The organism is Achromobacter aloeverae, from assembly GCF_004121055.1.
Taxonomy (GTDB): domain Bacteria; phylum Pseudomonadota; class Gammaproteobacteria; order Burkholderiales; family Burkholderiaceae_B; genus Bordetella_C; species Bordetella_C aloeverae.
Window position 1 is genome coordinate 217,022 of record NZ_PYAL01000003.1, and the last position, 23,609, is coordinate 240,630.

Genomic DNA, 23,609 nt, shown 5'->3' on the forward strand with positions numbered 1-23,609 from the left:
GCGGTCACTCGACCTGGGCGCCGGATATGCGGACGATTTCCGCCCACTTCGTCTTTTCCGCCGCCAGCAGGGCCTTCATTTCCGCGGGGCTGTTGGGCGCGGGCACGGATCCTTGCTCATGCAGCGCTTTCTGGACGCGTTCGGAAGCGATGGCCTTGCGCGCGGCCCGGTTCAAGACCTCGATGCGGTCGGCGGGCGTGCCCGCCGGGGCAAGAATGCCGTTCCAGAGTGAGATTTCGAAACCCGGATAGAGCTCGGCCAGCGCGGGCACCTGCGGCAGCGCGAATGACCGTTCCGGGGTGGTGACCGCCAATGCCTTCAGGCGGCCCGCCTTGATCAGGCTGATGACCTCCACCAGGGGCGCGAACATGGCGTCGACCCGCCCACCCATCAGGTCCGTCTGGGCCGGCGCGCCGCCCTTGTAGGGGATGTGGGTCATTTCGATGCCGGTCTTGTTGGAGAACAGGGCGCCGGCCAGGTGCTGCCCTGTCCCTGGCCCGGCGGACGCATAAGTCATCGGCGGCTTGGCCTGGCGCGCCTGGTCGATGAATGCCTTGAGCGTATCGGCCTTGCTGTCGCTGCTGACGACCAGCACATTGGGAATGCGGGCGATGCGGGAAACCGGCGCGAAGTCCTTGATCAAGTCGTAAGGCAGGTTCTTGTAGAGGGCCATGTTGGCGATCAGGCCGCTCGGCGCCATCAGCAAGGTGTAGCCGTCCGCGGCGGCGCGCGCCGCGTAATTGGCCCCGATGTTCCCGGCCGCGCCGGCCCGGTTTTCGACGACGATGGCCTGGCCCAGTTCCTTGCCCATTTCGTCCGCGACCAGGCGGGCGGTCGCATCCGTGCTGCCTCCCGGTGGATAGGGGACGACGAGCGTCATCTGCCGGTCGGGGAAAGTCGTGGCGGCCTGTGCGCACGGGACGAGCATCGACGCGCTGGCCGCGAAGGCCAGCAATAGCTTGGTGAACATGGTGTCTCCCTTATGGTGTTCTGCCAGTCAGAACAAATGTTCTATTTTTATTTAGAATAATGGAGGGATCCGCGATATGTCAACGCTCTGCCGGTGGGTGACGCGTTACGGGGACGCACGGTACGTACCGTCTTTTGCCGTCAACCATTAAGTCAAGCGCGGCGCTGCCGTTATGACGTAACGACGTAATGAAGCGATGAACGCTACCGCGGCGAGGTGATACGGCGAAACGAGGCGCCGGTCCGATCCGCGCGCGTCCAGTCTTTAACGGCAGCGTCGGAGAGAAAGGGTATGCTTTCGGCTCGCCATCCTTTAACTACGTAGAATGCGCCCGCCCGCCGCCGCGCGATCCCGGCAGTAGCGCCCTCACGTCCGCGATGTACGTCGATCTTCTAACCCTCTATTTCCTAGCCATCGGAACGCTCCTGGCCAGCGCCGGACTGACGATCTGGGAGAGCAAGACCCATCCCACGCGCCGCAGGGAGTTACGTATCCTCGCGGCGGGATACACCACGCTCGCCCTCGGCTGCGTGGCCGTGATGTTTCGCCGCGACCTGCCCGGCATCAGCGGCGGGGCGATCTGCAATCTCATTTTCCTGAGCGGCTACCTGCTCATCCTCAACGGGGTGGCCGCCCTGGGCGGCAAGCAGTACCGCGCCTTTTCGCTGGGGCTGCTGGCCCTCATGGCGCTGGTCTGGGTGGGTGGCGGCACGCGTTGGCAGGACGTGGTCTGGAACTATGTCAGCGCCTTTCCCATCGCGGTCGTCAGCGGTTTGACGGCGCGCGAAATGTTACGGTGCGAGGGGATGGAGGCGCTGCACTCCCGCCGCATCGTCGTGGCGGTGACGGGGATACACGCGCTGCTGTACCTCTTCAGGGCGATCATCCTGCCCTGGCTGGTCCTGGCCTATGGGCCGGTGGTGCAGACGGTCTCCAGCAAGTTCACGCTCTACGAGGGCGTCCTGTATTCCGTGATCCTTCCGATGACGCTGCTGAAGCTGATCCGCGAGGAGAGCCATGGCCATCTCTTGCGGGAATCGCGGACCGATTACCTGACGCGGCTGGGCAACCGCCGATGGTTCTTCGAGGAGGGCGGACGCGTCATCGCCCGCCGCGGCGGCCAGGGGCCCGTCGCCGTGCTGGCGTTCGATCTCGACCAGTTCAAGGGAATCAACGACCTGTACGGGCACAAGACCGGCGACCATGTGCTGAAGTCGTTCGCCGAGATCGCGCAGAGCGTGCTGGGGCACCGGATCGTGCTGGCGCGCATAGGCGGGGAGGAGTTCGCCGCCCTGCTGGTGGGCCATGACGCGCTGCGCGCGGAATCCCTGGGCGATACGGTCGGCAAGTATTTCGCCGAGGTCATCGCCACCGGCACCGCCGGCATCGCCTTGCGCGCCACCGTCAGTGTCGGGCTGGCGCGCTACGAGAACAAGGTTCCGGACCTGGGGGATATCCTGGCTGCCGCCGACCAGGCCTTGTACAGCGCGAAATCGTTGGGCGGAAACCGGGTGGAAGTCGCCCGGCCGGGCAAGGTCGCCTAGGTCGAGCGGCTTGCCCCGGTTGCCCGGCGCCACAGGGGAACCGGCGCGTCACCCCGTGTCACCACGCGGCACCATATTTGATAGAAATTTGACAGGAACGCGACGATACTGGCGGTCTTCGACACCGAGCGGCGTCGCCCATGACGCGCCCCGAACTCCAGGAATCAGTTTGCCCGCCTCCTTGCCTGCCACTTCAATGCCTGCCGGCCAGCAATCCGGCCTTCGGCGCTGGATCGCATCGCCTTCGAACCTCGTCATCTATCTGGGGACCGGCGTCTGGCTGCTGTTCCTGATATGGATGCGGCCGCTGACCCTGCCCGACGAAGGCCGCTACGGCGGCGTGGCCTGGGAAATGCTGAAGTCCGGCGCCCATCTGGTCCCCACGCTCGACGGCATGCCCTTTTTCCACAAACCGCCCCTGTATTACTGGATGGCCGAGGGGGCGTACGCGATTTTTGGCCCGCATGTCTGGGCGGCGCGGCTGCCCTCGTGGCTGGCCGCCTGGGCCGTGGCCATGGGGCTGTACACATTCCTGCGCCGCTGGCGCGGCAACACCGTGGCGGTAGTGGGCCTGCTGGCCCTGGTCACGCAGCCCTTTTTCTTCGGGGCCGCGCAATTCGCCAACCTGGACATGCTGGTGGCCGGCCTGATCGGCGTGACCACGCTGGCCGCGGCGTCGGTGGTGATGCGTGCATACGCGGGCAAGCCCTATCGCGCGCTGTCCTTGCTGGTGGGCCTGCTGGCGGGTCTGGGCGTCCTGGCCAAGGGCTTGATCGGCCTGGTCCTGCCCGGCGCCATCCTGGTGCTCTGGATCGTCCTGCGCCGCCGCTGGCGCGGCTTCGCGGCGCTGTTGTGGCCGCCGGCGCTGGCGGTGTTCCTGGCCGTCACCCTGCCCTGGTTCTGGGTGATGCAGACGCGCTTTCCCGACTTCCTGCACTACTTCTTCATCTACCAGCAGTTCGAGCGTTTCGCGGCCACGGGCTTCAACAACGTGCAGCCCTTCTGGTTCTACGTGCCGGTGGTGGCGGCCATGGCCCTGCCCTGGACCCTGTGGCTGGGCGGCGTCATACGCAAGGATTTCTGGCGCCAGGCGGCGCCGGAAACCGCCACGGCGGCCGCGACGCCGGACGCCGTGGCCGCGGCTGATGTCCGCTGGCTCATGATCTGCTGGGTGGGCGTCATCCTGCTGTTCTTTTCCCTGCCAGCCTCCAAGTTGATCGGCTATATCCTGCCCTTGCTGCCCGCCGTGGCGGCGCTGGCGGCCGAAGTCATCGGCGCGGGACTGGGCGACGCCGGCAAGAACCCCGGCAGGTCGAGCAAGAACCTGTCGCTGTCGCTGTCGATTGCCGTCCTCTTTTGTGTCGCCGGTACCGTCGTCGCCACCTACAAGGCCAAGCCGAATTCGGTGGACCTGGGACGCAGCGCGCGCGTGGAGATGGACCCGACCGACACGCTGATCGCACTGCATTCGTATCCCTATGACTTGCCCATGGCGCTGCGCCTGACGTCCCCGATGTGGGTGGTCGACGATTGGACCCAGCCCGACATTCCCTTGCGGGACAACTGGCGCAAGGAGCTCTACGACGCCGGCCAGTTCGATGGCGATGCCATGCAGCGCAACCTGATCTCCGAGCACGAAATGACCCGCCGCCTGTGCGCGTCCACCGTCGACGATACGTACTGGGTCTGGGGCGAGCCTGCCAATGACTCCGCGCGCTACGCCATCTTGCAGGGGCGGGCGCCGGCCTATGCCGACACCCGGCGCGCGCTATGGCGCATCGATGTCAACGCCGACTTCAGGCAGTCGCATTGCGCGAGCGTGCAGAGCCTGGCGCGGAATTGACGCCGGCCGTGCGCGTCCGTTGCCCCAGCCGCGCGATGATCGCGGCCAGGTCCGTGACGGCTCGGGCCAGGTCCGCTTCCGCATAGCCTCCGAAGCCCAGTATCAGCCCCTGCCGCACGGGGGCGACGTCACCGGCGTAGGTGGGCGAAAGCGCCCGTGCGGCGATGCCTAGTTCCGCGGCCTGGCGCACGATCTCCACGTCGCTCAGGCCGTCGGCCAGCCACACCACCAGATGCATGCCCTGGTCGCCGGGCTGTAGCGATGCCAGGCCCGGCGGCAGGTGCCGCGCCAGCAGCGCCATCAGGAGGGCGCGGTTCTCGGCGTAGGCGCTGCGCACGCGCCGGATGTGCCGGTCGAGATGTCCCTCGTTGATGAAGGCGGCGAGCACGTGTTGCTCCGTGTTGGGCGCGAACCGGTCCATCAGGATGCGGGCGCCGCAGAAGGCCGGCACCAGGTCGTGCGGGGCGATCAGGTAGCCCAGCCGCAGGGACGGGAAGAGGATCTTGCTGAACGTGCCCAGATAGACGACGCGGTCGCAGTCCAGTCCCTGGAGCGCCGGGAACGGATGTCCCGCGTAGCGCATCTCGCTGTCGTAGTCGTCCTCCACGATCCATGCGTTGCGCGCCCGCGCCCATTGCAGCAGCGCCTCCCGCCGCGGCATGCTCATCGGCATGCCCAGCGGATATTGATGCGATGGCGTGACGAAGGCCACGCGCGCCTTGGGCGCCCTGCGCAGCCCTTCATCGATCCTCATCCCATCCTCGTCCACGGGGACGCGCACCATGCGCTCGGCGGGACCGGTTGCCGCCAGGATGGACGTGATGCCGAGATAGCCGGGGTCCTCGACCCAGGCCTGGTCGGACGCATCCAGCAGCACCTGGCAGGCGAGGTGCAGGCCTTGCTGCGTGCCGGCGGTGATGATGACCTGGTCGGCGTCGCAGCGCACCGAGCGCGACCGGCGGACGTAGTCCGCGATGGCCACGCGCAGCGACCGCAAGCCCTGAGGTTCCAGGTACCCCGCCGGCGCGCCGATGCGCGAGGCGCGCACGCGGTTGCCTATCTTGCGCCAGGTGTCATCCGGCGCGATGGCGCCGAGGGGAACCGAGACGGCGAAGGGCACATTGGGCGCCGCGTGCATGGTGCGCGTTATCGCGGCATAACGGAGGGCCGGCGCGGGAAGTGGCCGATCCTCCATCCGCGCCACGGCAGGCCGGGTGTCCGTGCCTGCCCGCGCGCTGTCCGCCCGGTTCGTGCCGGCCTTGTCACCGCGTCGCGCGGGGTCGGCGAGGCCCATGGACACGACCGTGCCCGCGCCGCCACGCGCGTCCAGGAAACCCTCCGCGATGAGTTGCTCGAACGCCTCGACCACCGTGCCCCGCGCGACGCCGATGGCCGAGGCCAGCAGGCGCGTCGAAGGCAGCGGTTCGCCTGGCCGCAGCGTGCCCTTGCGTATGGCGTCGCGTAGCTGTTGGGCCAACTGCCGGCCCAGCTGTCCGGCGGCCCGGTCCAGCGGCGCCAGTGCCGGCAGTTCGACGGTCTTGGCCGTTCTTCCCATAATGGTCCAGAGAAATATACGCTTAGCGGTCCTACATGATAGTCCGCTTTCATGGGACGATGGTCGCGGCATCCCTACCATTACTTCTGCTACTCCTGTCGGATCCGCGCATGTACATCCCCCAAGAATTCGCCCTGGAAGACCCCTCGGCCCTGCACGACCTGATACGCCAGCACGCGCTGGGCGCGCTCGTCACCCACGGCGCGGGAGGCCTGGATGCCAACCACATCCCCTTCGAGCTGGACGTGGCGGCCGACGGCAAGGTCCGGTTGCTGGCCCATGTGGCGCGCAAGAATCCCGTGTGGCAGGGCGTCAAGGACGGCGACGACGTGCTGGTGGTCTTTCGCGCCGAGCACGCCTATATCTCGCCGAACTGGTATCCGAGCAAGCATGAAGCGCACCGGCAGGTGCCGACGTGGAACTACGCGGTCGTGCACGCGCATGGCCGGATAAGCGTCCGCGACGACGAGCGCTTCGTGCGCGGCGTGCTGGCCCGGCTGACGCGCGCGCACGAGAAGCCGCAACCCAAGCCCTGGAAAATGACCGACAGCGCGCCCGAATACATCGACGCCATGTTGCAGGCCATCGTCGGCATCCAGGTGGAGGTGACCCGCCTGGTCGGCAAGGCCAAGCTCAGCCAGAACAAGGACCGTCGGGACTTCGATGGCGTGGTCCAGGCGCTGCGGGCGCAGGGCGATACGGCGATCAGCGAGCGCATGCTGGCCTGTGCGGCGGCCCGGCCGGGAGCCGGGCCGGAAGCCGCGTGAGAGATCCGGCCGTGAGATGTCCGGCTGTGAGAGGTCCGGCTGTGACGGATCCCTTCTACTTGGCCGCGGCCTTGGCTTCCGCCTCGGCGCGCGCGATGTGGCCGACCATGTCGTAATCCTTGCCCACCCATTTGCGGCCCAGTTGCTCTATGGTGCCGTCGGCCTTCATGTCGGCGATGGCCTTGTCCACCGCCGCGCGCAGCGCGGGCTCGTCCTTGCGCATGGCCGCGGCCGACAACTGGTAGGTGAGCGGCTCGCCCACTTCCTTGATCGGCAGCTTGCGTTCCGTTGCGTAGCGCAGGCCCCCGAAGTGCGAAATGATGACCGCGTCGATGCGGCCGATGCCGAGGTCGGCGAAGATCAGGCTGCCGTTCTCATAGGTCTGTATCAAGGCCTGGGGCAGATGCGCGCGCGACCACGATTCGTTGGACGATCCCGTGGTGACGCCGATGCGCTTGCCGGCCAGGTCCTTGTCGCCATGAATGTCCTTGTTGTCCTGGCGCACGAAAATGCGGAAGTCCTCGACGCCGTAGGGCGCCGAGAAGTCCACCTGCAGCATGCGCTCGGCGGTGGGCGTCAGATCGTTCATCACCAGGTCATACTTGTCGGTCTTCAGGCCGGCGACGAAGTTCTTGAACGAATCGGCCACGAACTCGACCTTGGGGATGCCCATGCGGCGGGCGACTTCCTGGGCCATATCGACGTCGTAGCCGGCCGGCTTGTTCTGTTCGTTCAGGAAGGACCACGGCGGCGAACTCTGGGTGTTGGCGATGCGGATGACGCCGTTGGCGCGTATGCGGTCCAGCGCGTCGGCGGCGTTTGCCGCATGGGGAGCCAGCGCCGCGGCAAGCGCCACGGTAAACGCTACGCAGGCAGCGGCATGGAAGGAGGAGAACGGCAGGCGGATCTTCGGCAGCATGATGGATTTCCCTTGAGAAGTTCCCGCTCCTTGGCCGCGCCATGCGCGACGGGGGCGGTTGTGGCTGGATAGCATGACCCGGGTCAATCGCCGAGGCGACCCAGGAACTGGCGGCAGCGTTCGCTGGCCTGGTCGCCGAAGAATTCTTCGGGCGGGCAATTGGCGAGGATGTGACCTCCTTCCATGAAGACGATGCGGTCCGCGGCGTCGCGGGCGAAGCGGGTTTCGTGCGTCACGACCAGCATGGTCATGCCTTCGGCGGCCAGCTCGCGCATGACATGCAGCACGTCGTCGCGCAGCTCGGGGTCCAGGGCCGAGGTGGGCTCGTCGAAGAAGATGACTTCGGGCGCCATCGCCAGGGCCCGGGCGATCGCCACGCGCTGTTTCTGTCCGCCGGACAGCTTGCCGGGATACTGGGCCGCCTTTTCGCTCAGGCCGACGCGATCGAGCAGCCGCATGCCGGTCTGGATGGCGGCATCGCGCGCCACGCCCTTGGCAAGCAGGCCTTCGATGACGTTCTGCAAGGCCGTCATGTGCGGGAACAGGTTGAAGGACTGGAACACCATGGCCGTGCGGCGGCGGATGTGCTGGATCGCCTGGCGGGTGGCGCGATCGCCGGTTCCGCCGGCGCAGGCCACGCCTATCCCGCAGATTTCGACATGTCCGTCATCGGGCGTTTCCAGGAAATTGAGGGACCGTATCAGTGTGGTCTTGCCGGATCCCGAGGGACCCATGATGACGACGACCTCGCCCTGGCGTACCTCCAGGTCGACCCCGCGCAGTACCTGGTTGGCGCCGAAGGCTTTCTTCAAGCCGCGCACGCGCACGGTATGGGAGTGGCCGCCGTTCATTGGTAACGCCTCGACAGGTGGGTTTCGAGCAGGGTCTGGAGTATGGTCAGGATCTGGTTGATCAGCCAGTAGATGGCGCCGACCATGACGAACATTTCCATGTAGCGGAAGGTCGTGGCGCCGATCTGGTCGGCCACGCGCGTCAGTTCGACGACGGTGATGGTGGACGCCAGCGACGTGTCCTTCATCAACGCGATCAGGCGGCTGCCCAGCGGCGGAATGGCGATGCGCAGCGCCTGGGGCAGGACGATGCGGCGCAGCGTGCGCGCGTAGCCCATGCCCATGGACCAGGCCGCTTCCCATTGGCCCCGGTCCACGGCGGAAATGCCGGAACGGAAGTTTTCGCTGAGATAGGCCGCCGAGAACAACGTCAACGCCACCAGGGCGGCGGCCACGGGACCCACCACGATGCCGTAGGTGGGCAGGCCGAAGTAGACCAGCAAGATCTGTATCAGCAGGGGCGTGCCGCGGAAAATGGACACGTAGGCGAAGGCGAACCAGCGTAGCGGCCGGATGCTGGAGATGCGCGCCAGGGCGATCAGCATGCCGATGACGCAGCCGCCGATGAACGAGCTGATCCCCAGGAACAGGGTCATGAGCAGCGCCGGCCCCAGCAGGGGCGCGGCGCGCTGAAAGAGTTCCCACATGGATTTTTTCCCCTTGTCGTGTGGGTTGCGGTGTCATGGGCCGGCGCCCCGGTCCGCGTGGGCGCCGGCCTTGCGTGCGTCATGCGTGCTTGCCGTAGGCCTCCAGCGCGCCGCGCAGGTCCTCGCGCAGCAGTTCGCGATTTTCCAGGCCGATGGACAGCCGGATCACCGGCTGGTCGGTGCGCGCATACAGGCGGTCGGCCTGCAGTGGCGCGGGATAGTAGGCCGCCAGGCTGTGCGTGCCGCCCCAGCTGGCGCCGATGGAAAAATGCGCCAGCGCATCGAAGAATGCATGATGCGCTCGCTCGCTCGCGGGTTGCAGGATCATGGAGAACAGGCAGCCGTTGGTGCGCATGTCGCGCTTCCACAAGGCATGGCCGGGATCCGATTCCAGCGGGGGATAGAGCAGCTCGCGCACCAGCGCCTGCCCGGCCAGCCAGCGGGCGATGTCCAGCGTGGCGTCGCTTTGCGCGGCCAGGCGCACTTCCAGCGTTTCCATGCCGCGCATCACCAGGAAGGCGTCATCGGGGCTGACCTGCAGGCCCATGATGCTCTGGGTTTCGCGCAGCACTTCGTAGTGGCCGCGGTCGTTCATGCTGATCGCGCCAACCAGCAGGTCGGAATGGCCGCCGAGGAACTTGGTGGCCGCTTCCACGCAGAAGTCCACGCCATGCTCCAAGGGGCGGAAGCCCAGCGGACTGGCCCAGGTGTTGTCCACCATGGTCAGCACGCCATGCCGGCGGGCGACGGCGGCGATGGCCGGCACGTCCAGCATTTCCATCGTCACGGTGCCGGGGGACTCCATGCAGATCATGCGGGTGTTGGGCTTGATCAGGGGCTCGATGTCCGCGCCGATGTCCGGCCGGTAGAACTCCACGTCCACGCCCATGCGCGCCAGGTAGTTCCGGGCATAGGTCTTCAGCGCGCCATAGCAGGCCGCGGAAACCAGCAGATGGTCGCCGCCCCGCACGAAACCCATCACGCAACCCATCAGCGCCGCCTGGCCGCTGGGCGTCACGACGCAGTGCTTGCCGTGCTCCAGCGCGGCGATGCGGCGCTCCAGTTCGCGGGCGGTCGGCGTGCCCGTGATGCCGTAGCTGTAGCCATCGGGCTGGCGGGTCTTGCGGTTGGCGAAATCCTGGAAGTTGTCGAATACCACCGTCGACCCGCGCATCACGGGAGGCGACAGGCTACGATAGGGCTCATTAGGCGTGGTTATAGGTTTCATGGTTTCTATTGGCGAAGCCGCGGTTGGGCGATCGAACAAAGTTTCAGTCATTTCCGTCTATTCGTTCAAGATGGCAATTCGTTTAGGTCAATAAGCGGGACTTATAGATGGATATGCGCGAAATCCAGGTGTTCCGGGCGGTCATGCGCGCCGGGACCACCAGCAAGGCGGCCCACCTGCTGGGTATCTCGCAACCTGCGGTGAGCCAGGCCATACGGCGGCTGGAAACGGCGGCGGAGTTGCGCCTGTTCGAACGGGTGCGCGGACGGCTGGTGCCCACGCAGGAAGCCACTGCCTTGATCGAGGAGGTGGACCGCTGCTTTTCCGGTTTCGAGATGATCGAGCACCGGATACGCAGCTTGAAGTCGTTCGGCCTGGGCAGGCTGGCGGTGGGAGCGCTGCCGGCCCTGGGCACTGGTTTCATGCCGCGGGCCATCGCGCATTTCGAACTGGCCACCCGACGGGTCCAGCTGTCGTTCCAGATCCTGAGCTCGCGCGAGGTCTACCAGCGGGTCCTGGCGGGGCAGCTGGACTTCGGATTGATGGCCGACGAGCTCGATGTCTCAGGGTTGGAGCATTCCGAATTCCTGCGCGTGCCGGGGGTCGTGGCCATGGCGGCGACGCACCCCCTGGCGCGCAAGCCCGTGATCGAGCCGGCCGATCTGGGCGACCATCCCTTCATCGCGCTCAACCCCGAGGACGCCAGCCGCCGCCGCCTGGAGGCGATGCTGCACGAACAAGGGTTCGAGCTCAGCCCGATACTGGAGACGCCCTATTCCAACACCATCTGCGAACTGGCGATGCGCGGGCTGGGCATGGGGCTGGTGCACCCGGTGATGGGCCTGGACTACCTGCAACGGGGAGTCGTGCTGCGGCCGTTCGCGCTGGAGGTTTTCTTCTGCACCCTGCTGGTGTTCCGTCCCGGCAATCCGCTGTCGGAGAACGCCAAGGCCTTCCTGCGCAGCATGCGCATCCAGTTGAACATGGACCTGGCGCAGCTGGCGCCGGTGTTGAAGGCGGCGGGATGAAGGCGGCCGGCCTACGGCTTGCGCCGGCGCGTGGCCGGCATGGCGACCGTCGCGATGGCGCGCGGCGGGGCGCCCTGGTTGTCGCAGCCGGCGCAGCCGCCGCGCGGGCCGTCGTCCAGGCGTCGCGCCGCGCGGCGCACGACACCCGGCAGGCGACGATGCGACAGCAGCTTGCCCAACAGGCCGCGCGCCCGTCCGTGCAGCCGCGGAAAGAGATGGAGCAACACGCCCGTGACGGCGAACGCCAGCACGATGGCCACCACGGTGTATTGCCACGAGATCGCGGTCGCGTTCATTGACTACCCTCCTGTCGCTGCGCGGCCTCCGGCGGGCTCACAGCACCCACCCCGCCAGCCGGTAGGTGACGAAGGACGCCACGTAGGCCAACACGAACATGTAGCCGAAAGACAGCCACACCATGCGCCGGCTGCCGGTCTCGCGCTTGATGATGGCGAGGGTCGACATGCATTGCGGCGCGAAGGCGAACCACACCATCAGCGCCAGCGCCGTGGCGATGGAGAAATTACCGGCCAGCATGCTGCCCAGGGCGGCGTCCTGTCCTTCGGCGACGCTGTACACGGTGCCCAGCGTCGCCACCGCCGATTCGCGGGCGGCGAACGCCGGAATCAGGGCCAGGGTGATCTGCCAGTTGAAGCCCAGCGGCGCGAACAGCGGTTGTATCCACTGGCCGATGATGCCGGCCAGGCTGTACTCGATCGCCGGCTCGGTGGCATTGGCCGGCGCGCCCGGAAACGTGGCGATGAACCACATGATGATGGTGAGCGCCAGCATGACGCCCGTCAGCCGCCTGAGGAAGATCCAGGCGCGCGACCAGAGGCCGATGCCGATATCGCGCCATTTCGGCAAGCGGTAGGTGGGCAGCTCCATGATCAGCGCGGACTCGTGGTGGCGGCGGCGCAGCCGCTTGCCCACGTACGCCACGCCCAGCGCGGCCGCGACGCCGCTGGCGTAGAGCGCGAACAACACGGCGCCCTGCAGGTTGAAAATGCCCAGCACGGGCCGCATCGGTACGAAAGCGCCGATCAGCAGCGCATAGACCGGCAGCCGCGCGGAGCAGGTCATCAAGGGCGCGACCAGTATGGTCACCAGCCGGTCGCGCCGGTCGGGAATGCTGCGCGTCCCGATGATGCTGGGGATGGCGCAGGCGAAGCTGGACAGCAGCGGGATGAAGGCGCGGCCGGTGAGCCCGACGGACAGCATGACGCGATCCAGCAGGAACGCCGCGCGCGGCAGGTACCCGGATTCCTCCAGGACCAGGATGAAGAAGAACAGCGTCAGGATCTGCGGCAGGAAGCCGAGTACCGTGCCGAGCCCGCCGAACAGGCCTTCGCGCAGCAGGCCCTTGAGCGGCCCGTCGCCCAGGCCGGCCGTCAGCGTGTCGCCCAGCCAGCCCATGCCGTCGGCGATGGCGTCGGTCAGGGGCTTGCCGATGGCGTAGACCGCCTGGAACGTGAGGAACATGACCAGGGCCAGCACCAGGTACCCGATCACGGGATGCAGCGCCCAGCGATCGATGCGGTCGGTCAAGGTGACGGACGTCGCCGGCAGCCGCACGGTGTCGGCCAGCAGCGCGCGCACGTCGGCGTGCAGGTCGCCGCTGTCCTCGATGGCGGCGGACTCGGGCAGGTCGTCGTCCAGCCTCGCCACCAGCGCCTGCACGCCGTCGCGGCGCACGGCGACGGTTTCGACGACCGGCATGCCCAGCCGAGCGGACAGCCGCGCGACATCGATGCGAATACCGCGCCGCCTGGCCTCGTCCGCCATGTTGAGCGCGACGATCACGGGCAGGCCCAGCCGCCGCGCCTCCAGCAACAGGCGCAGGTGCAGGCGCAGGTTGGTGGCGTCCGCGACGAAGACGATGGCGTCGGGCCGTCGCTCTCCGGGATAGTCGCCGCGCAGCACCGATGTGGTGATGCGCTCGTCGATGCTGGCCGTGGCGAAGCTATAGGTGCCGGGCAGGTCCAGCACGCGTATCGGGCGTCCACCTGGCGTGGTGAAGCGCCCTTCCTTGCGGTCCACCGTCACGCCGGCATAATTCGCCACCTTCTGGCGCCCGCCCGTCAGGCGATTGAACAAGGCCGTCTTGCCGGCGTTCGGGTTGCCGACCAGCGCCAGCCGGAGCGCAGCGTCATGCATGGTGGGCCTCACATTCGACCGCCGGGACGACCGCCCGGACGACCACGACCCGCTCGGCTTCGTTGCGCCGCAATGCGAAGCGCGTGGTGCCGATGGCGACCAGCAGCGGGTCGCCGCCGAACGGCCCCCTGGCCGCGAGCCGCACGGGCTCCCCCGGCACGAAGCCCAGGTCGCGCAGGCGGGCGGCCACGGGGTCGGGCGCGCTGATATCGAGCACCTGTTCGACCACGGCGTGATCGTGCGTGGCCAGTTGAGAAAGGCGGAGGGAGGACATGCGGGAAGCCAGGGGGGAAAACGAGATCTGAAAGCCAGATGCGGATGAGAATCTTTTCTAGCATACACCCGCCGCGTCGAAATCGTGTCATGTCTTGCGCCAGGTCAATGCGGCGGCCGGCCCCGCGTGGTGGGACAAAGTGTCCAATGACAATCTGTCCAATGGTGCGTATGCGGCGCGGCAACATAGAATTTTCATCAGCCCGCGGAAACGGCGCTCCCGCCGTTTTCCTTGCACGAGCGCTATACGAGCTCCGCTGTCATGACGTTCTCCCCTTCCGCTCTCGACCTCGCGCGTTTCCAGTTCGCGTTCACGGTTTCCTTCCACATCGTTTTTCCCGCCATCAGCATCGGGCTCGCCAGCTTTCTCGCGGTGCTGGAGGGCGCATGGCTCAAGACCCGGCGCGAGGTCTACCGCGAGATGTACTTTTTCTGGTCCAAGGTCTTCGCCTTGTCCTTCGGGCTGGGCGTGGTGTCCGGCGTGGTGATGAGCTATCAGTTCGGCACCAACTGGGCGGGCTTCGCGGACTTCGCCGGCGCCGTTACCGGGCCGCTGCTGACCTACGAGGTATTGACGGCGTTCTTCCTGGAGGCCGGCTTCCTGGGCATCATGCTGTTCGGCTGGCGCAAGGTGAGCCCCAAGGCGCATTTCGGCGCGACGCTCATGGTGGCGGTGGGAACCCTGATCTCCATGTTCTGGATCCTGTCCTCGAATAGCTGGATGCAGACGCCGCAAGGCGTGCGCATCGAGGACGGACGCATCGTGCCCGAGGACTGGTGGCAGATCGTCTTCAATCCCTCCTTCCCCTACCGGCTGGCGCACATGGGCTTGGCGGCCTTCCTGGTCGCCGCGTTGATCGTCTGCGCGGCCTCGGCCTGGCAACTGCTGCGCAAGGGCGCGCGCGAGTCGACGCGCCGGGCCTTGTCGCTGTCGTTGTGGATGATCCTGGTTCTGGCCCCCTTGCAGATCGTCGTGGGCGACGCGCACGGATTGAATACCCTGAAGCACCAGCCGGCCAAGATCGCCGCGATAGAAGGCTTGTGGGACACCCATGAAAACGGCACCCCGCTGAACCTGTTCGGCATTCCCGACATGAAGCGCGAGGAAACCCGCCATGCGCTGGAGGTGCCGCGCCTGGGCAGCCTGATCCTGACCCATAGCTGGGACGGCAAGATCGCGGGGCTGAAGTCCTTCGCGCCGGAGGACAGGCCCAACGCCACCATCGTGTTCTGGAGCTTCCGCGTCATGGTGGGACTGGGCATGCTGATGTTGCTGCTCGGCGTGCTGGGGGCCCTGCTGCGGCGCGGCAAGCGCCTGTACGAATCGCGCGCGTTCCTGCGCTTCGCCGTGGCGATGGGGCCGTCGGGTCTGGTCGCGCTGCTGGCGGGCTGGGTCACCACTGAAGTGGGACGCCAGCCCTGGGTGGTCTATGGCCTGATGCGCACGGCGCAGGGCGTGGGCCCCGTCAGCGCGCAACAGCTGGGCACGTCGCTGCTGTTGTTCGTGGTGGTCTATTTCGCCGTCTTCGGCGGCGGCATCTATTACATGCTCAAGCTGCTGGGCAAGGGGCCCCAGCCGGTGGCCCACCATGATGGGCGGCCGAGTTCCGCCGTGCCGCCCGCGCTGGAGCACGATGCGCTGGCCGCCGCCCTGGGCAATACGGCGGCCCGTTGAACCCGCTGAACCCGCTGAACCCGCTGAACCCGCTGAGCCAGCATCTGGAATCCAAGCATCATGGTTATCGATCTGCCTACCGTCTGGGCCGCCGTCATCGCGCTCGGCGTTCTCATCTATGTCGTCCTCGATGGCTTCGACCTTGGGATCGGCCTGTTGTACCCGCTCTTTCCGCGCGAACATGAGCGCCAGCTCATGATGCATAGCGTCGCCCCCGTGTGGGACGGCAACGAAACGTGGATGGTGCTGGGCGGCGCGGGCCTTTATGCGGCCTTTCCCGCGGTCTATGGCGGCCTGTTGTCGGCGACCTACCTGCCGCTGGTCCTGATGCTGTGCGGCCTGATCTTTCGCGGCGCGGCCTTCGAACTGCGGGCGAAGGCCCAGCGCACTCGCCATGCCTGGGACCTGGCCTTCATGGGCGGGTCCACGCTGGCCACCTTCTGCCAGGGCACGGTGTTGGGTACCCTGCTGCAAGGCATCCCCATGAGCGACGGACGCTATGCCGGCAACGGCATGGAGTGGTTGTCCCCTTTCAGCTTCTTTTGCGGACTGGGGTTGTGCGTTACCTACGCCTGCCTGGGTTGCGGCTGGCTGATCGGCAAAACCGAGGGCGACCTGCAGCGCAAGCTGCAAGCGGTGATGCGGCCCTTGTCCCTGCTGCTGCTGGCGGTCATCGCCGTGGTCAGCGCCTGGACGATGCTGGCGCAGCCGCGGGTGGCGCAGCGCTGGTTCGATGCGGACAATTTCCTCTATTTCGCGCCGGTGCCGGTCCTGCTGCTGGTGGCCATCGCGGCGATTTTCCGCGCGACCCGCCGCGGCGACGATCGCCAGCCTTTCGCCTGGGCAATCGGCATCGTGTTCCTGGGCTTCAGCGGCCTGGTGCTCAGCATCTTCCCCTATATCCTGCCGGGGGCGCTGGATATCTGGCAGGCGTCGTCGCCCCGTTCCAGCCAGGGCTTCGCCCTGGTAGGCGTGATCGTCGTCCTGCCGGTCATCCTTGCCTATACCGCCTTGTCCTACTGGGTATTTCGCGGCAAGGTGGCTGGCGACGCGGGGTATCACTGATGGCGGCGCGCTGGCGCAATGCCGCGTGGATGGTGGCGCTGTGGGCGGCGGGCGTCGCCACCGCCGGCGCCGTCGCCTTCCTCTTCAAGCTGCTGATGCTGGGCGCCGTGCGAGCCTGACATGACACCGCGCGCCAGGCCCGCGCGGGCGTCACTTCCCGGCGTGCGCCAGCATGGCGCCCAGCAGCACGTTGGCACCCGCCTCCAGGTGCACGGGATCGGCGTCCTCGATTTCGTTGTGGCTGATACCGTCCTTGCAGGGAACGAAGATCATCGACGTGGGCAGCATGCCGGCGATGTTGACGGCGTCGTGGCCGGCGCCGGTCACGATGTCCATGGCGCTGTAGCCGCGTAGCGTCGCCTGTTCGCGCACGGTTGCCACCATGTCGGCGGCGAAGGGCGTGGGCGGGAAGAACGCCGTTTTCTTGACGTCCACCGGCATCGCGTGGCCCGTGGTCCTGCCTTCGGCCACGTCGCGGATGACGCCCTGCACGCGGGCATCCATCTCGGCCAGCCTGGCCGCGTCCTCATGGCGGATGTCGATGCTGAACATCACCGATCCGGGGATGACGTTGCGCGAGTTCGGGCGCACCTGCACCAGCCCCACCGTGCCGCGACCATGCGGCGCATACTCATTGGCGATCTCGATGACCTGCTGCATGATGAATGTCGACGCATACAGGGCATCGCGGCGCAGCGGCATGGGCGTGGGACCCGCATGGGCCTCGATGCCGGAAACCGTGACGTCGTACCAGTGCATGCCCAGCGAGCCGGAGACCACGCCGATCACGGTGTCCTCGGCTTCCAGGATGGGGCCTTGCTCGATATGCGCCTCGAAATAGCGGCCGAACGACCGGCGCGTAACCGGCGCGGTGCCTGCATAACCGATGCGCCGCAACTCGTCGCCGACGCGCAGGCCTTCGAGATCGGGCGTATCCAGCGCGGTGTCGAGCGGCAGCTTGCCGCAATACACGGCCGACCCCATCATGAACGGCACGAAACGGCTGCCTTCCTCGTTGGTCCAGATGACCAGCTCCAACGGCGCTTCGGTGACGATGCCCTGCTCCTGCAAGGTACGCATGACCTCCAGGCCCGCCATCACGCCGTAGCAGCCGTCGAAGCGGCCGCCGGTAGGCTGGGTATCGATATGGCTGCCGGTGGCGATGGCGGGAAGGCCGGGGTTGCGGCCGGCGCGGCGGCCGAAGATGTTGCCGATCTGGTCGATCGTGACTTCCAGGCCCGCGTCGCGCATCCATCCCGCCACCAGGTCGCGGCCTTCCCGGTCCAGGTCGGTCAGGGCCAGGCGGCAGTTGCCGCCCTTGGGCGTGGCGCCTATCCTGGCCAGGTCCATCAGGGATTGCCAAAGGCGCTTGCCGTTGATTCGTACGTCTTGCGGGTCAGTCACGTGATCACTCTCGATGTGCTTGCGATGGAAGGGACGCGGCCAGGATAGCAGGATAGCCCCGGGGGGCGCCCGCGGTACGGTAATTGCAGCCGGCATCGCCGTTTTTCGCCGCGCGCACCGTGCTTCGGAAGTAGGTGGCCGCCCGCGGTGTCCCTGGTGCATGGGCCGGCCGCATTGGAGAATTTTATGCTTCATACCCGCCATCATCCCCGCGTCGTCGTGATCACCGGCGCCAGCGCGGGCGTGGGACGCGCGACGGCGCTGGCCTTCGCGCGCCATGGCGCCAGCGTGGCCTTGCTGGCGCGCGACCCTCAGGCACTGGAAGACGTTGCGGAACAGGCGCGGCGCGCCGGCGTCCGCGCCTTGCCGCTTGCCGTGGACGTAAGCGACGCCGATGCGGTGGAGGACGCGGCGGCGCGTGTGGAAGCGGAGCTGGGGCCGATCGATGTGTGGGTCAACAATGCGATGCTGACGACGTTCTCGCCGCTGGAGCTCATCCACCCCGCCGACTACGCCCGCATCACGGACGTGACGTATCTCGGCTATGTTTACGGCACCATGGCCGCCCTGCGACGCATGCGGGAACGCCGGCGCGGTTGCATCGTACAGGTGGGTTCGGCCCTGGCCTATCGGTCCATACCGCTGCAATCGGCTTATTGCGGCGCCAAGCATGCGATACGCGGTTTCACCGATGCGGTGCGCTGCGAACTGCTGCACGACCGCGTGCCGGTGCATCTGACGATGGTGCAGATGCCGGCGCTTAACACGCCCCAGTTCGATTGGGCGCAATGCCACATGGCGGGCGAACCGCAGCCGGTCGCGCCCATCTACCAGCCGGAGGTGGCGGCCCATGCCATCGTGTGGGCCGCCACGCACCGGCGCCGCGAGGTCTACGTGGGCCTGTCCACGGTGCAGGCCATCGTCGCCAACAAGTTCTTCCCCGGCCTGCTGGACCGCTATCTGGGCCGCGTGGGGTACCGGATGCAGCAGCGCGCGACGCGGGTCCCGCCGGGACGGCCCGACAATCTGCGCGAACCCGTGCGCAGGCTGCACCGCAGCCATGGGTCCTTCGATGCCCAGGCCCGGCCGTATAGCCGCACCTTGTGGCTGGATACGCACCGGGGCTGGCTGGCGGGCGCCGGCGTCCTTGCCGCCTGCCTATGGTTGAGCAAACGCCGGCGCTGACCGGGCGCCGGCGTTGGAACGTTGCTTGCTGGATGTCGCGCGGATTGCCACCCCTACCCACGCAAGGACGCGAGACCGATATGAAAGACCTCATCCATTGCATAAAAGCGGCCGCCCTGGGCGCCGTCGCGATGTATTACCTGGACCCGGATTCGGGCAGGCGCCGCCGGGCGCACCTGAACGACCGCTTGCGCTCGGCGTGCAGCGACCTCAGCCATTGCCTGCAAGGCGAAGCCAGGCATGTCGCGGACCGGCTGCACGGGGCGGCGGCGGAGCGCCACGCCAGCACGGCCGCCGGCGCGGTCGACGACGAGATATTGGTGGAGCGCATACGCGCCGCGCTGGGGCACGTCGTCAGCAGTCGCGGCGCCATCGATGTGTCCGTCAATGATGGCATAGCCAGCCTGGCCGGCCAGGTCCTGGCCGCGGAGCATGAGTCGGTCCTCGGCACGGTGAAGGCCGTGCCGGGCGTACGCGCGGTGGCGGATCATCTCACCGTGCATGACGAGCCGGGGGCCGTGCCCGGCTTGCAAGGCGGCTCTCCTTCCTGACGAAGCGGGGCGGTCGCATTTCGGCTTGATGGCTGCCGCAGCCACTCAGGGTAATCCTGTATTTTTATAAAAAAACGAATAATCCTTCGAGAATTTTCGTTGGATTGCCGGAAACCCATTCCCTATCATCTGCGCCATATCCCACACGGAATCAAGGAGCGGCGCGGTGTCAGCTTGGGCTATCGGTATCGATATCGGGGGCACGTTCACGGACGTGGTGGCCCTGAACTACAAGGGTGGCGGCCTGCGCACGCTCAAGGTCTTGACCACCCACGGCGACCCCGCGCAGGGCGTGGCCGATGGCGTGCGGACGTTGATCGGGCAATGCGGCATCGTGCCTGGCGACGTCCGTCGCATCGTGCACGCCACCACCCTGTTCACCAACGCGCTGATCGAGCGGCGCGGCGAGCCGACGGGTCTGTTGACCACGCGCGGCTTCCGCGACGTGCTGGAAATCGGCAACGAACGCAAATACGACCTGTACGACCTGCATATCGAGGCGGCGCCGGCCCTGGTGCAGCGGCGTTGGCGCGCGGAGATCGGCGCGCGCATGGATGCCGGTGGCGGGGAACTCGCCCCGGTCGACGCGGACGACGTGTGCCGCGCGGTGCAGCCGCTGGTCGACGAGGGCGTCCGGTCGCTGGCGGTATGCCTGCTGCATGCCTACGTCGATCCGCGTCACGAGGTCGCGGCGCGGGACATCCTGGCGCGCCATTTCCCCGGGCTGGAGATTACGCTGTCCAGCGATGTCGCGCCGGTGATCCGTGAGTTCGAACGGATGTCCACCACTTGCGCCAATGCCTACATCAAGCCGCTGGCTTCTCGCTACCTGACCTCGCTGCAGGAGCGCCTGGGCAAGCAGGGCCTGCCCACCGACGTGCTGATGATGCTGTCCAATGGCGGCCTGTGCCACGTCGACGAGGCTCGTCGCACGCCTATCGAACTGCTGGAATCCGGCCCGGCCGCCGGCGCCATCTCCGCATCGCACTACAGCTTGCGCGATTCGCTGTCCAACCTGCTCGCGTTCGACATGGGCGGCACGACGGCCAAGCTGTGCCTGGTCGAGAACGGCAATCCCGCCATCGCCTACGGCTTCGAGGCGGCGCGCCAGAAACGTTTCGCCGAGGGCAGCGGCCTGCCTATACGCATCACCACCGTCGACCTGATCGAGATCGGCGCGGGAGGCGGCAGCATCGCCCATCGCGACGCGCTGGGCCTGCTGAAGGTCGGCCCGCAGAGCGCGGGTTCCGAACCTGGCCCGGCCTGCTATGGCCGCGGCGGCGCCGACGCCACCGTGACCGACGCCAATCTGCTGCTCGGCTACTTGAATCCGGACTACTTCGCCGGCGGCACCATGTCCATCGACCTGGACCAGGCGCGGCGCGAACTGGCGCGCGTGGGCGACTCGGTTGGCCGCGACGTGGTCGGCGCCGCATGGGGTATCCATGACATCGTTGCCGAGAATATGGCCGGCGCCGCCCGCGTGCACGTGGCCGAGCGCGGCCGCGACCCGCGCGATTTCGTGCTGTTGTGCACCGGCGGCGGCGGTCCGCTGCACGGCTACTACGTGGCTCAGAAAATAGGCGTGCGCACCCTCGTGTGCCCGCCCGCGGCAGGCGTGGCGTCGGCCTACGGCCTGCTGGTGGCGCCCGCGCGCGCCGACCGGTCCCGCACGGTCAGCGTGAGGCCCGGCAGCGATTCGCTGGGCGTGCTGGAAAACGCCTATACCGACCTGGAGGCCCAGGTGCTGCAATCCTTGCAGGCCCTGGAAGCGACCTTCGGGCCGGTGCGCTTGTCGCGATATGCCGACGGCCGTTTCGTCGGACAGGGCTTCACCCTGACGGTGCCTTTGCCGCCTGGCCCCTATGGCTCCGAGGGGGGCAGCGGCGCGGGGGACGAGGAGGCGGTCCGCAAGGCCCTGCTCGCCGCGTTCGAGGACGCCTACCGCGAAAAGTTCGGCCGCACGCCGCCCGATGTGCCGATCGAACTGCTCAACCTGCGCGTCTCCGGCGAGGCGCCGCCGCGCGAGGTGCCCCGCGACGAGGGCGTCGCCGCCGGCGCGGCGCCCGCGCCCAAGGCACGGCGTCCGGTCTATTTCCGCGAGAGCGGTGACTACGTGGATACCCCGGTCTTCGACCGCGGCGCCCTGCGCGCCGGCTTCCGGGCCGACGGGCCGCTGCTGGTCGAGGACGAAGGCTCCACCCTGGTGGTGGGGCCGCGCGGGCGCGTCACCCAATCCGCCACCGGCAACCTGATCGTCGAAATCCTGGAGCAGGCATGAAGCAGCAAACCCAACCGGCCGGTCTGGCCGACCTGGCGGACTTGGCCGAGGATCCCATCTTCCTCGAAGTGTTCTGGGCGCGCATCCGGTCCATCGTCAACGAAGCCGCCAAGATGATCGTGCGCACGTCGTTCTCGACGCTGTCGACCGAGGCCAACGACTTCGCCGTGGTGTTGACGGACTCGCGGGGCCGTTCGCTGTCGGAGAACAGTGGCAGCATCCCGTCCTTCATCGGCACGCTGCCTCGTACCGCGCAGGCCGTCATCGCACGCTTCGGCGCGGAGAACATGCGGCCGGGCGATGTATTCATCACCAACAACCCGTGGATAGGCACCGGTCACCTCAATGACGTGACGATGATCAAGCCCCTGTTCCACCAGGGCCGGCTGGTGGCGTTCGCGGCTTCCACGGCGCACGTGCCCGACATCGGCGGCAAGATACGGTCCGTCGATACCCGCGAGCTGTTCGAGGAAGGCTTCCACATGCCCTTGATGTATTTCCTGCGCCAGGGCAAGGACGATCCCACCTTGCTGGAGCTGCTGCGCACCAACGTGCGCACGCCGGAACAGACCGTGGGCGACATATGGGCCCAGGTCGGCGCGCTTGAGCTGATCGGGCGGCGCCTGGACGCCCTGCTTGGCGAATATGGCATGGACGGGATAGACCCGCTGGCGCACGCGCTGTTCGAGCGCAGCGAGGCGGCGATGCGCGCCGCCATCCAGGCGCTGCCCGATGGCAAGTACCGCTACGAAATGCAGACCGACGGCTTCGAGGAGCCGTTCCGCTACGCCATCGAACTGCGCATCGAGGGCGACACCATCACTTGCGACTATACGGGCACGTCGCCGCAGCAGCCGCGCGGCATCAATTGCGTGATGGCCTATACGATGGCCATGTCCGCCTATGCCATCAAGGCCTTGCTGCTGCCCGACCTGCCCAACAACGATGGCCTGTTCCGTCCCATCGCGGTCACCGCGCCGGAAGGTTCGCTGCTCAATCCGCGGCAGCCAGCGCCGGTGGGCGGCCGTTCCTGCACCGGCCACTACGTGCCCACGGTCGTGTTCGGCGCCATGGTCCAGGTGCTGCCGGAGGCCGTCATCGGCGGCGCGGGTTCGCCCCTGTGGGTCGCCAACTTCAGCGGTACCCGGGAGAACGGCAAGCCCTTCGCCACGGTGCTGTTCTACAACGGCGGCATGGGGGGATCGGCGCGCAAGGACGGCGCTTCGGTGATGGCGTGGCCCAGCAACATCTCGCCCACGCCGGTGGAGGTCGCCGAGCGCGAGGCGCCGCTGCTCTTCAAGTACAAGGCCTTGCGGGGAGACTCCGGCGGGGCGGGCCGGCATCGTGGCGGGCTGGGGGAGGAAGTGTGCTTCGTCAGCCGCCATGCCACGCCGATGTCGGTAATCTTCATGACCGAACGGACCCGGATTCCGGCGCCCGGCATCGCGGGCGGCGGCGAGGGAGCGTGCGGGGAGGTACTGATCAACGGCGAGACTATCGACAACCGCAAGACCCATTGGGTGAAGCCGGGAGACGAGATCATCCTGCGCACGCCCGGCGGCGGCGGATACGGACCGCCGCGGGAACGGGATGACCGCCATGCCGAACACGACGTCCGGCAAGGGTATGCAGGCCGGCAGGCTTGATGCAGGAGGGGCGCGCGAAT

Annotated in this window: 21 protein-coding genes; 11 read left to right on the forward strand and 10 right to left on the reverse strand. The window is 67.3% G+C overall.

What is annotated here, in order from left to right:
- Positions 1–4: 4 nt before the first annotated feature.
- Positions 5–970, reverse strand: coding sequence for a Bug family tripartite tricarboxylate transporter substrate binding protein (locus C7R54_RS12085; RefSeq protein ID WP_129150686.1), 966 nt, complete (start codon positions 968–970; stop codon positions 5–7).
- Positions 971–1,347: 377 nt separating this feature from the next.
- On the opposite strand from C7R54_RS12085, the gene C7R54_RS12090 reads away from it, so the two are divergent.
- Together C7R54_RS12090 and C7R54_RS12095 are read left to right on the forward strand one after the other, a co-directional pair.
- A complete protein-coding gene (locus tag C7R54_RS12090; protein ID WP_129150687.1) occupies positions 1,348–2,514 on the forward strand; it encodes a GGDEF domain-containing protein in 1,167 nt (388 codons plus the stop codon).
- Positions 2,515–2,710: 196 nt separating this feature from the next.
- The gene (locus tag C7R54_RS12095) at positions 2,711–4,357 is read left to right on the forward strand and encodes an ArnT family glycosyltransferase (protein WP_129151043.1); all 1,647 of its coding nucleotides are present in this window, start codon (positions 2,711–2,713) and stop codon (positions 4,355–4,357) included.
- Here the strand turns inward: C7R54_RS12095 and pdxR are convergent.
- Positions 4,311–5,912, reverse strand: coding sequence for a MocR-like pyridoxine biosynthesis transcription factor PdxR (pdxR, locus tag C7R54_RS12100; RefSeq protein WP_129150688.1), 1,602 nt, complete (start codon positions 5,910–5,912; stop codon positions 4,311–4,313). The two genes, C7R54_RS12095 and pdxR, sit on opposite strands and share 47 nt — an antisense overlap.
- Before the next feature lie 110 nt (positions 5,913–6,022).
- Here pdxR and C7R54_RS12105 point away from each other — a divergent pair, with 110 nt between their 5' ends.
- On the forward strand, positions 6,023–6,679 hold the full coding sequence (locus C7R54_RS12105) for an FMN-binding negative transcriptional regulator (protein WP_129150689.1): 657 nt from the start codon (positions 6,023–6,025) through the stop codon (positions 6,677–6,679).
- Between the two features lie 55 nt (positions 6,680–6,734).
- Here the strand turns inward: C7R54_RS12105 and C7R54_RS12110 are convergent, their stop codons facing one another.
- The 4 genes from C7R54_RS12110 to metC form a co-directional block, all read right to left on the reverse strand.
- Positions 6,735–7,598, reverse strand: a complete 864-nt coding sequence (locus C7R54_RS12110) for an ABC transporter substrate-binding protein (RefSeq protein WP_129150690.1) — start codon at positions 7,596–7,598, stop codon at positions 6,735–6,737.
- An 83-nt stretch (positions 7,599–7,681) separates the two neighbouring features.
- A complete protein-coding gene (locus C7R54_RS12115; protein WP_129150691.1) occupies positions 7,682–8,449 on the reverse strand; it encodes an amino acid ABC transporter ATP-binding protein in 768 nt (255 codons plus the stop codon).
- A complete protein-coding gene (locus tag C7R54_RS12120) occupies positions 8,446–9,096 on the reverse strand; it encodes an amino acid ABC transporter permease (RefSeq protein WP_129150692.1) in 651 nt (216 codons plus the stop codon). Before C7R54_RS12120 ends, C7R54_RS12115 begins: the two co-directional genes overlap by 4 nt.
- 79 nt (positions 9,097–9,175) lie before the next feature.
- Positions 9,176–10,324, reverse strand: a complete 1,149-nt coding sequence (gene metC, locus C7R54_RS12125) for a cystathionine beta-lyase (RefSeq protein WP_129150693.1) — start codon at positions 10,322–10,324, stop codon at positions 9,176–9,178.
- Between the two features lie 107 nt (positions 10,325–10,431).
- Here metC and C7R54_RS12130 point away from each other — a divergent pair, with 107 nt between their 5' ends.
- Positions 10,432–11,352, forward strand: coding sequence for a LysR substrate-binding domain-containing protein (locus tag C7R54_RS12130; protein WP_129150694.1), 921 nt, complete (start codon positions 10,432–10,434; stop codon positions 11,350–11,352).
- Positions 11,353–11,363: 11 nt separating this feature from the next.
- Here the strand turns inward: C7R54_RS12130 and C7R54_RS12135 are convergent, their stop codons facing one another.
- From C7R54_RS12135 to C7R54_RS12145, 3 genes are read right to left on the reverse strand one after another with little or no spacing between them, the layout of a single operon-like run.
- The gene (locus C7R54_RS12135) at positions 11,364–11,648 is read right to left on the reverse strand and encodes a DUF6587 family protein (protein WP_129150695.1); all 285 of its coding nucleotides are present in this window, start codon (positions 11,646–11,648) and stop codon (positions 11,364–11,366) included.
- 37 nt (positions 11,649–11,685) lie between these two features.
- A complete protein-coding gene (feoB, locus tag C7R54_RS12140; RefSeq protein ID WP_129150696.1) occupies positions 11,686–13,509 on the reverse strand; it encodes a ferrous iron transporter B in 1,824 nt (607 codons plus the stop codon).
- On the reverse strand, positions 13,502–13,783 hold the full coding sequence (locus C7R54_RS12145) for a FeoA family protein (RefSeq protein ID WP_129150697.1): 282 nt from the start codon (positions 13,781–13,783) through the stop codon (positions 13,502–13,504). Before C7R54_RS12145 ends, feoB begins: the two co-directional genes overlap by 8 nt.
- Positions 13,784–14,044: 261 nt before the next feature.
- On the opposite strand from C7R54_RS12145, the gene C7R54_RS12150 reads away from it, so the two are divergent.
- From C7R54_RS12150 to C7R54_RS12160, 3 genes are read left to right on the forward strand one after another with little or no spacing between them, the layout of a single operon-like run.
- Positions 14,045–15,457, forward strand: coding sequence for a cytochrome ubiquinol oxidase subunit I (locus C7R54_RS12150; RefSeq protein ID WP_129150698.1), 1,413 nt, complete (start codon positions 14,045–14,047; stop codon positions 15,455–15,457).
- A gap of 60 nt (positions 15,458–15,517) precedes the next feature.
- A complete protein-coding gene (cydB, locus tag C7R54_RS12155) occupies positions 15,518–16,522 on the forward strand; it encodes a cytochrome d ubiquinol oxidase subunit II (RefSeq protein ID WP_129150699.1) in 1,005 nt (334 codons plus the stop codon).
- Positions 16,522–16,641 carry a DUF2474 family protein gene (locus tag C7R54_RS12160; protein WP_129150700.1) on the forward strand — a complete coding sequence of 40 codons (120 nt, stop codon included), beginning with the start codon at positions 16,522–16,524 and terminating at the stop codon, positions 16,639–16,641. The genes cydB and C7R54_RS12160 overlap by 1 nt, the downstream gene beginning before the upstream one ends.
- A 31-nt stretch (positions 16,642–16,672) precedes the next feature.
- On the opposite strand, the gene C7R54_RS12165 is transcribed toward C7R54_RS12160, so the two are convergent.
- Positions 16,673–17,872, reverse strand: a complete 1,200-nt coding sequence (locus tag C7R54_RS12165) for a Zn-dependent hydrolase (RefSeq protein WP_240039521.1) — start codon at positions 17,870–17,872, stop codon at positions 16,673–16,675.
- A gap of 240 nt (positions 17,873–18,112) precedes the next feature.
- On the opposite strand from C7R54_RS12165, the gene C7R54_RS12170 reads away from it, so the two are divergent.
- The 4 genes from C7R54_RS12170 (at position 18,113) to C7R54_RS12185 (ending at position 23,589) form a co-directional block, all read left to right on the forward strand.
- Complete coding sequence (locus C7R54_RS12170; protein WP_129150702.1) at positions 18,113–19,111, forward strand: SDR family oxidoreductase; 999 nt, start codon at positions 18,113–18,115, stop codon at positions 19,109–19,111.
- An 80-nt stretch (positions 19,112–19,191) separates the two neighbouring features.
- Positions 19,192–19,662 (forward strand): BON domain-containing protein, encoded by a 471-nt coding sequence (locus C7R54_RS12175; RefSeq protein WP_158021195.1) that lies wholly within the window; start codon positions 19,192–19,194, stop codon positions 19,660–19,662.
- 166 nt (positions 19,663–19,828) lie between these two features.
- Positions 19,829–21,943 carry a hydantoinase/oxoprolinase family protein gene (locus C7R54_RS12180; protein WP_129150704.1) on the forward strand — a complete coding sequence of 705 codons (2,115 nt, stop codon included), beginning with the start codon at positions 19,829–19,831 and terminating at the stop codon, positions 21,941–21,943.
- On the forward strand, positions 21,940–23,589 hold the full coding sequence (locus C7R54_RS12185) for a hydantoinase B/oxoprolinase family protein (protein WP_129150705.1): 1,650 nt from the start codon (positions 21,940–21,942) through the stop codon (positions 23,587–23,589). Before C7R54_RS12180 ends, C7R54_RS12185 begins: the two co-directional genes overlap by 4 nt.
- The last annotated feature ends 20 nt before the right edge of the window (positions 23,590–23,609 follow it).

Excerpts from the sequence above, each read along its gene's own strand:
- C7R54_RS12105 (WP_129150689.1), top strand. The coding sequence starts at position 6,023 with ATGTACATCCCCCAAGAATTCGCCCTGGAAGACCCCTCGGCCCTGCAC.
- C7R54_RS12145 (WP_129150697.1), bottom strand. The coding sequence starts at position 13,783 with ATGTCCTCCCTCCGCCTTTCTCAACTGGCCACGCACGATCACGCCGTG.
- C7R54_RS12085 (WP_129150686.1), bottom strand. The coding sequence starts at position 970 with ATGTTCACCAAGCTATTGCTGGCCTTCGCGGCCAGCGCGTCGATGCTC.
- C7R54_RS12170 (WP_129150702.1), top strand. The coding sequence starts at position 18,113 with ATGCTTCATACCCGCCATCATCCCCGCGTCGTCGTGATCACCGGCGCC.
- C7R54_RS12165 (WP_240039521.1), bottom strand. The coding sequence starts at position 17,872 with ATGGACCTGGCCAGGATAGGCGCCACGCCCAAGGGCGGCAACTGCCGC.
- C7R54_RS12095 (WP_129151043.1), top strand. The coding sequence starts at position 2,711 with ATGCCTGCCGGCCAGCAATCCGGCCTTCGGCGCTGGATCGCATCGCCT.
- C7R54_RS12110 (WP_129150690.1), bottom strand. The coding sequence starts at position 7,598 with ATGCTGCCGAAGATCCGCCTGCCGTTCTCCTCCTTCCATGCCGCTGCC.
- C7R54_RS12130 (WP_129150694.1), top strand. The coding sequence starts at position 10,432 with ATGGATATGCGCGAAATCCAGGTGTTCCGGGCGGTCATGCGCGCCGGG.
- cydB (WP_129150699.1), top strand. The coding sequence starts at position 15,518 with ATGGTTATCGATCTGCCTACCGTCTGGGCCGCCGTCATCGCGCTCGGC.
- C7R54_RS12090 (WP_129150687.1), top strand. The coding sequence starts at position 1,348 with ATGTACGTCGATCTTCTAACCCTCTATTTCCTAGCCATCGGAACGCTC.
- C7R54_RS12115 (WP_129150691.1), bottom strand. The coding sequence starts at position 8,449 with ATGAACGGCGGCCACTCCCATACCGTGCGCGTGCGCGGCTTGAAGAAA.
- pdxR (WP_129150688.1), bottom strand. The coding sequence starts at position 5,912 with ATGGGAAGAACGGCCAAGACCGTCGAACTGCCGGCACTGGCGCCGCTG.
- C7R54_RS12150 (WP_129150698.1), top strand. The coding sequence starts at position 14,045 with ATGACGTTCTCCCCTTCCGCTCTCGACCTCGCGCGTTTCCAGTTCGCG.
- C7R54_RS12175 (WP_158021195.1), top strand. The coding sequence starts at position 19,192 with ATGAAAGACCTCATCCATTGCATAAAAGCGGCCGCCCTGGGCGCCGTC.
- C7R54_RS12135 (WP_129150695.1), bottom strand. The coding sequence starts at position 11,648 with ATGAACGCGACCGCGATCTCGTGGCAATACACCGTGGTGGCCATCGTG.
- C7R54_RS12120 (WP_129150692.1), bottom strand. The coding sequence starts at position 9,096 with ATGTGGGAACTCTTTCAGCGCGCCGCGCCCCTGCTGGGGCCGGCGCTG.
- metC (WP_129150693.1), bottom strand. The coding sequence starts at position 10,324 with ATGAAACCTATAACCACGCCTAATGAGCCCTATCGTAGCCTGTCGCCT.
- C7R54_RS12185 (WP_129150705.1), top strand. The coding sequence starts at position 21,940 with ATGAAGCAGCAAACCCAACCGGCCGGTCTGGCCGACCTGGCGGACTTG.
- feoB (WP_129150696.1), bottom strand. The coding sequence starts at position 13,509 with ATGCATGACGCTGCGCTCCGGCTGGCGCTGGTCGGCAACCCGAACGCC.
- C7R54_RS12160 (WP_129150700.1), top strand. The coding sequence starts at position 16,522 with ATGGCGGCGCGCTGGCGCAATGCCGCGTGGATGGTGGCGCTGTGGGCG.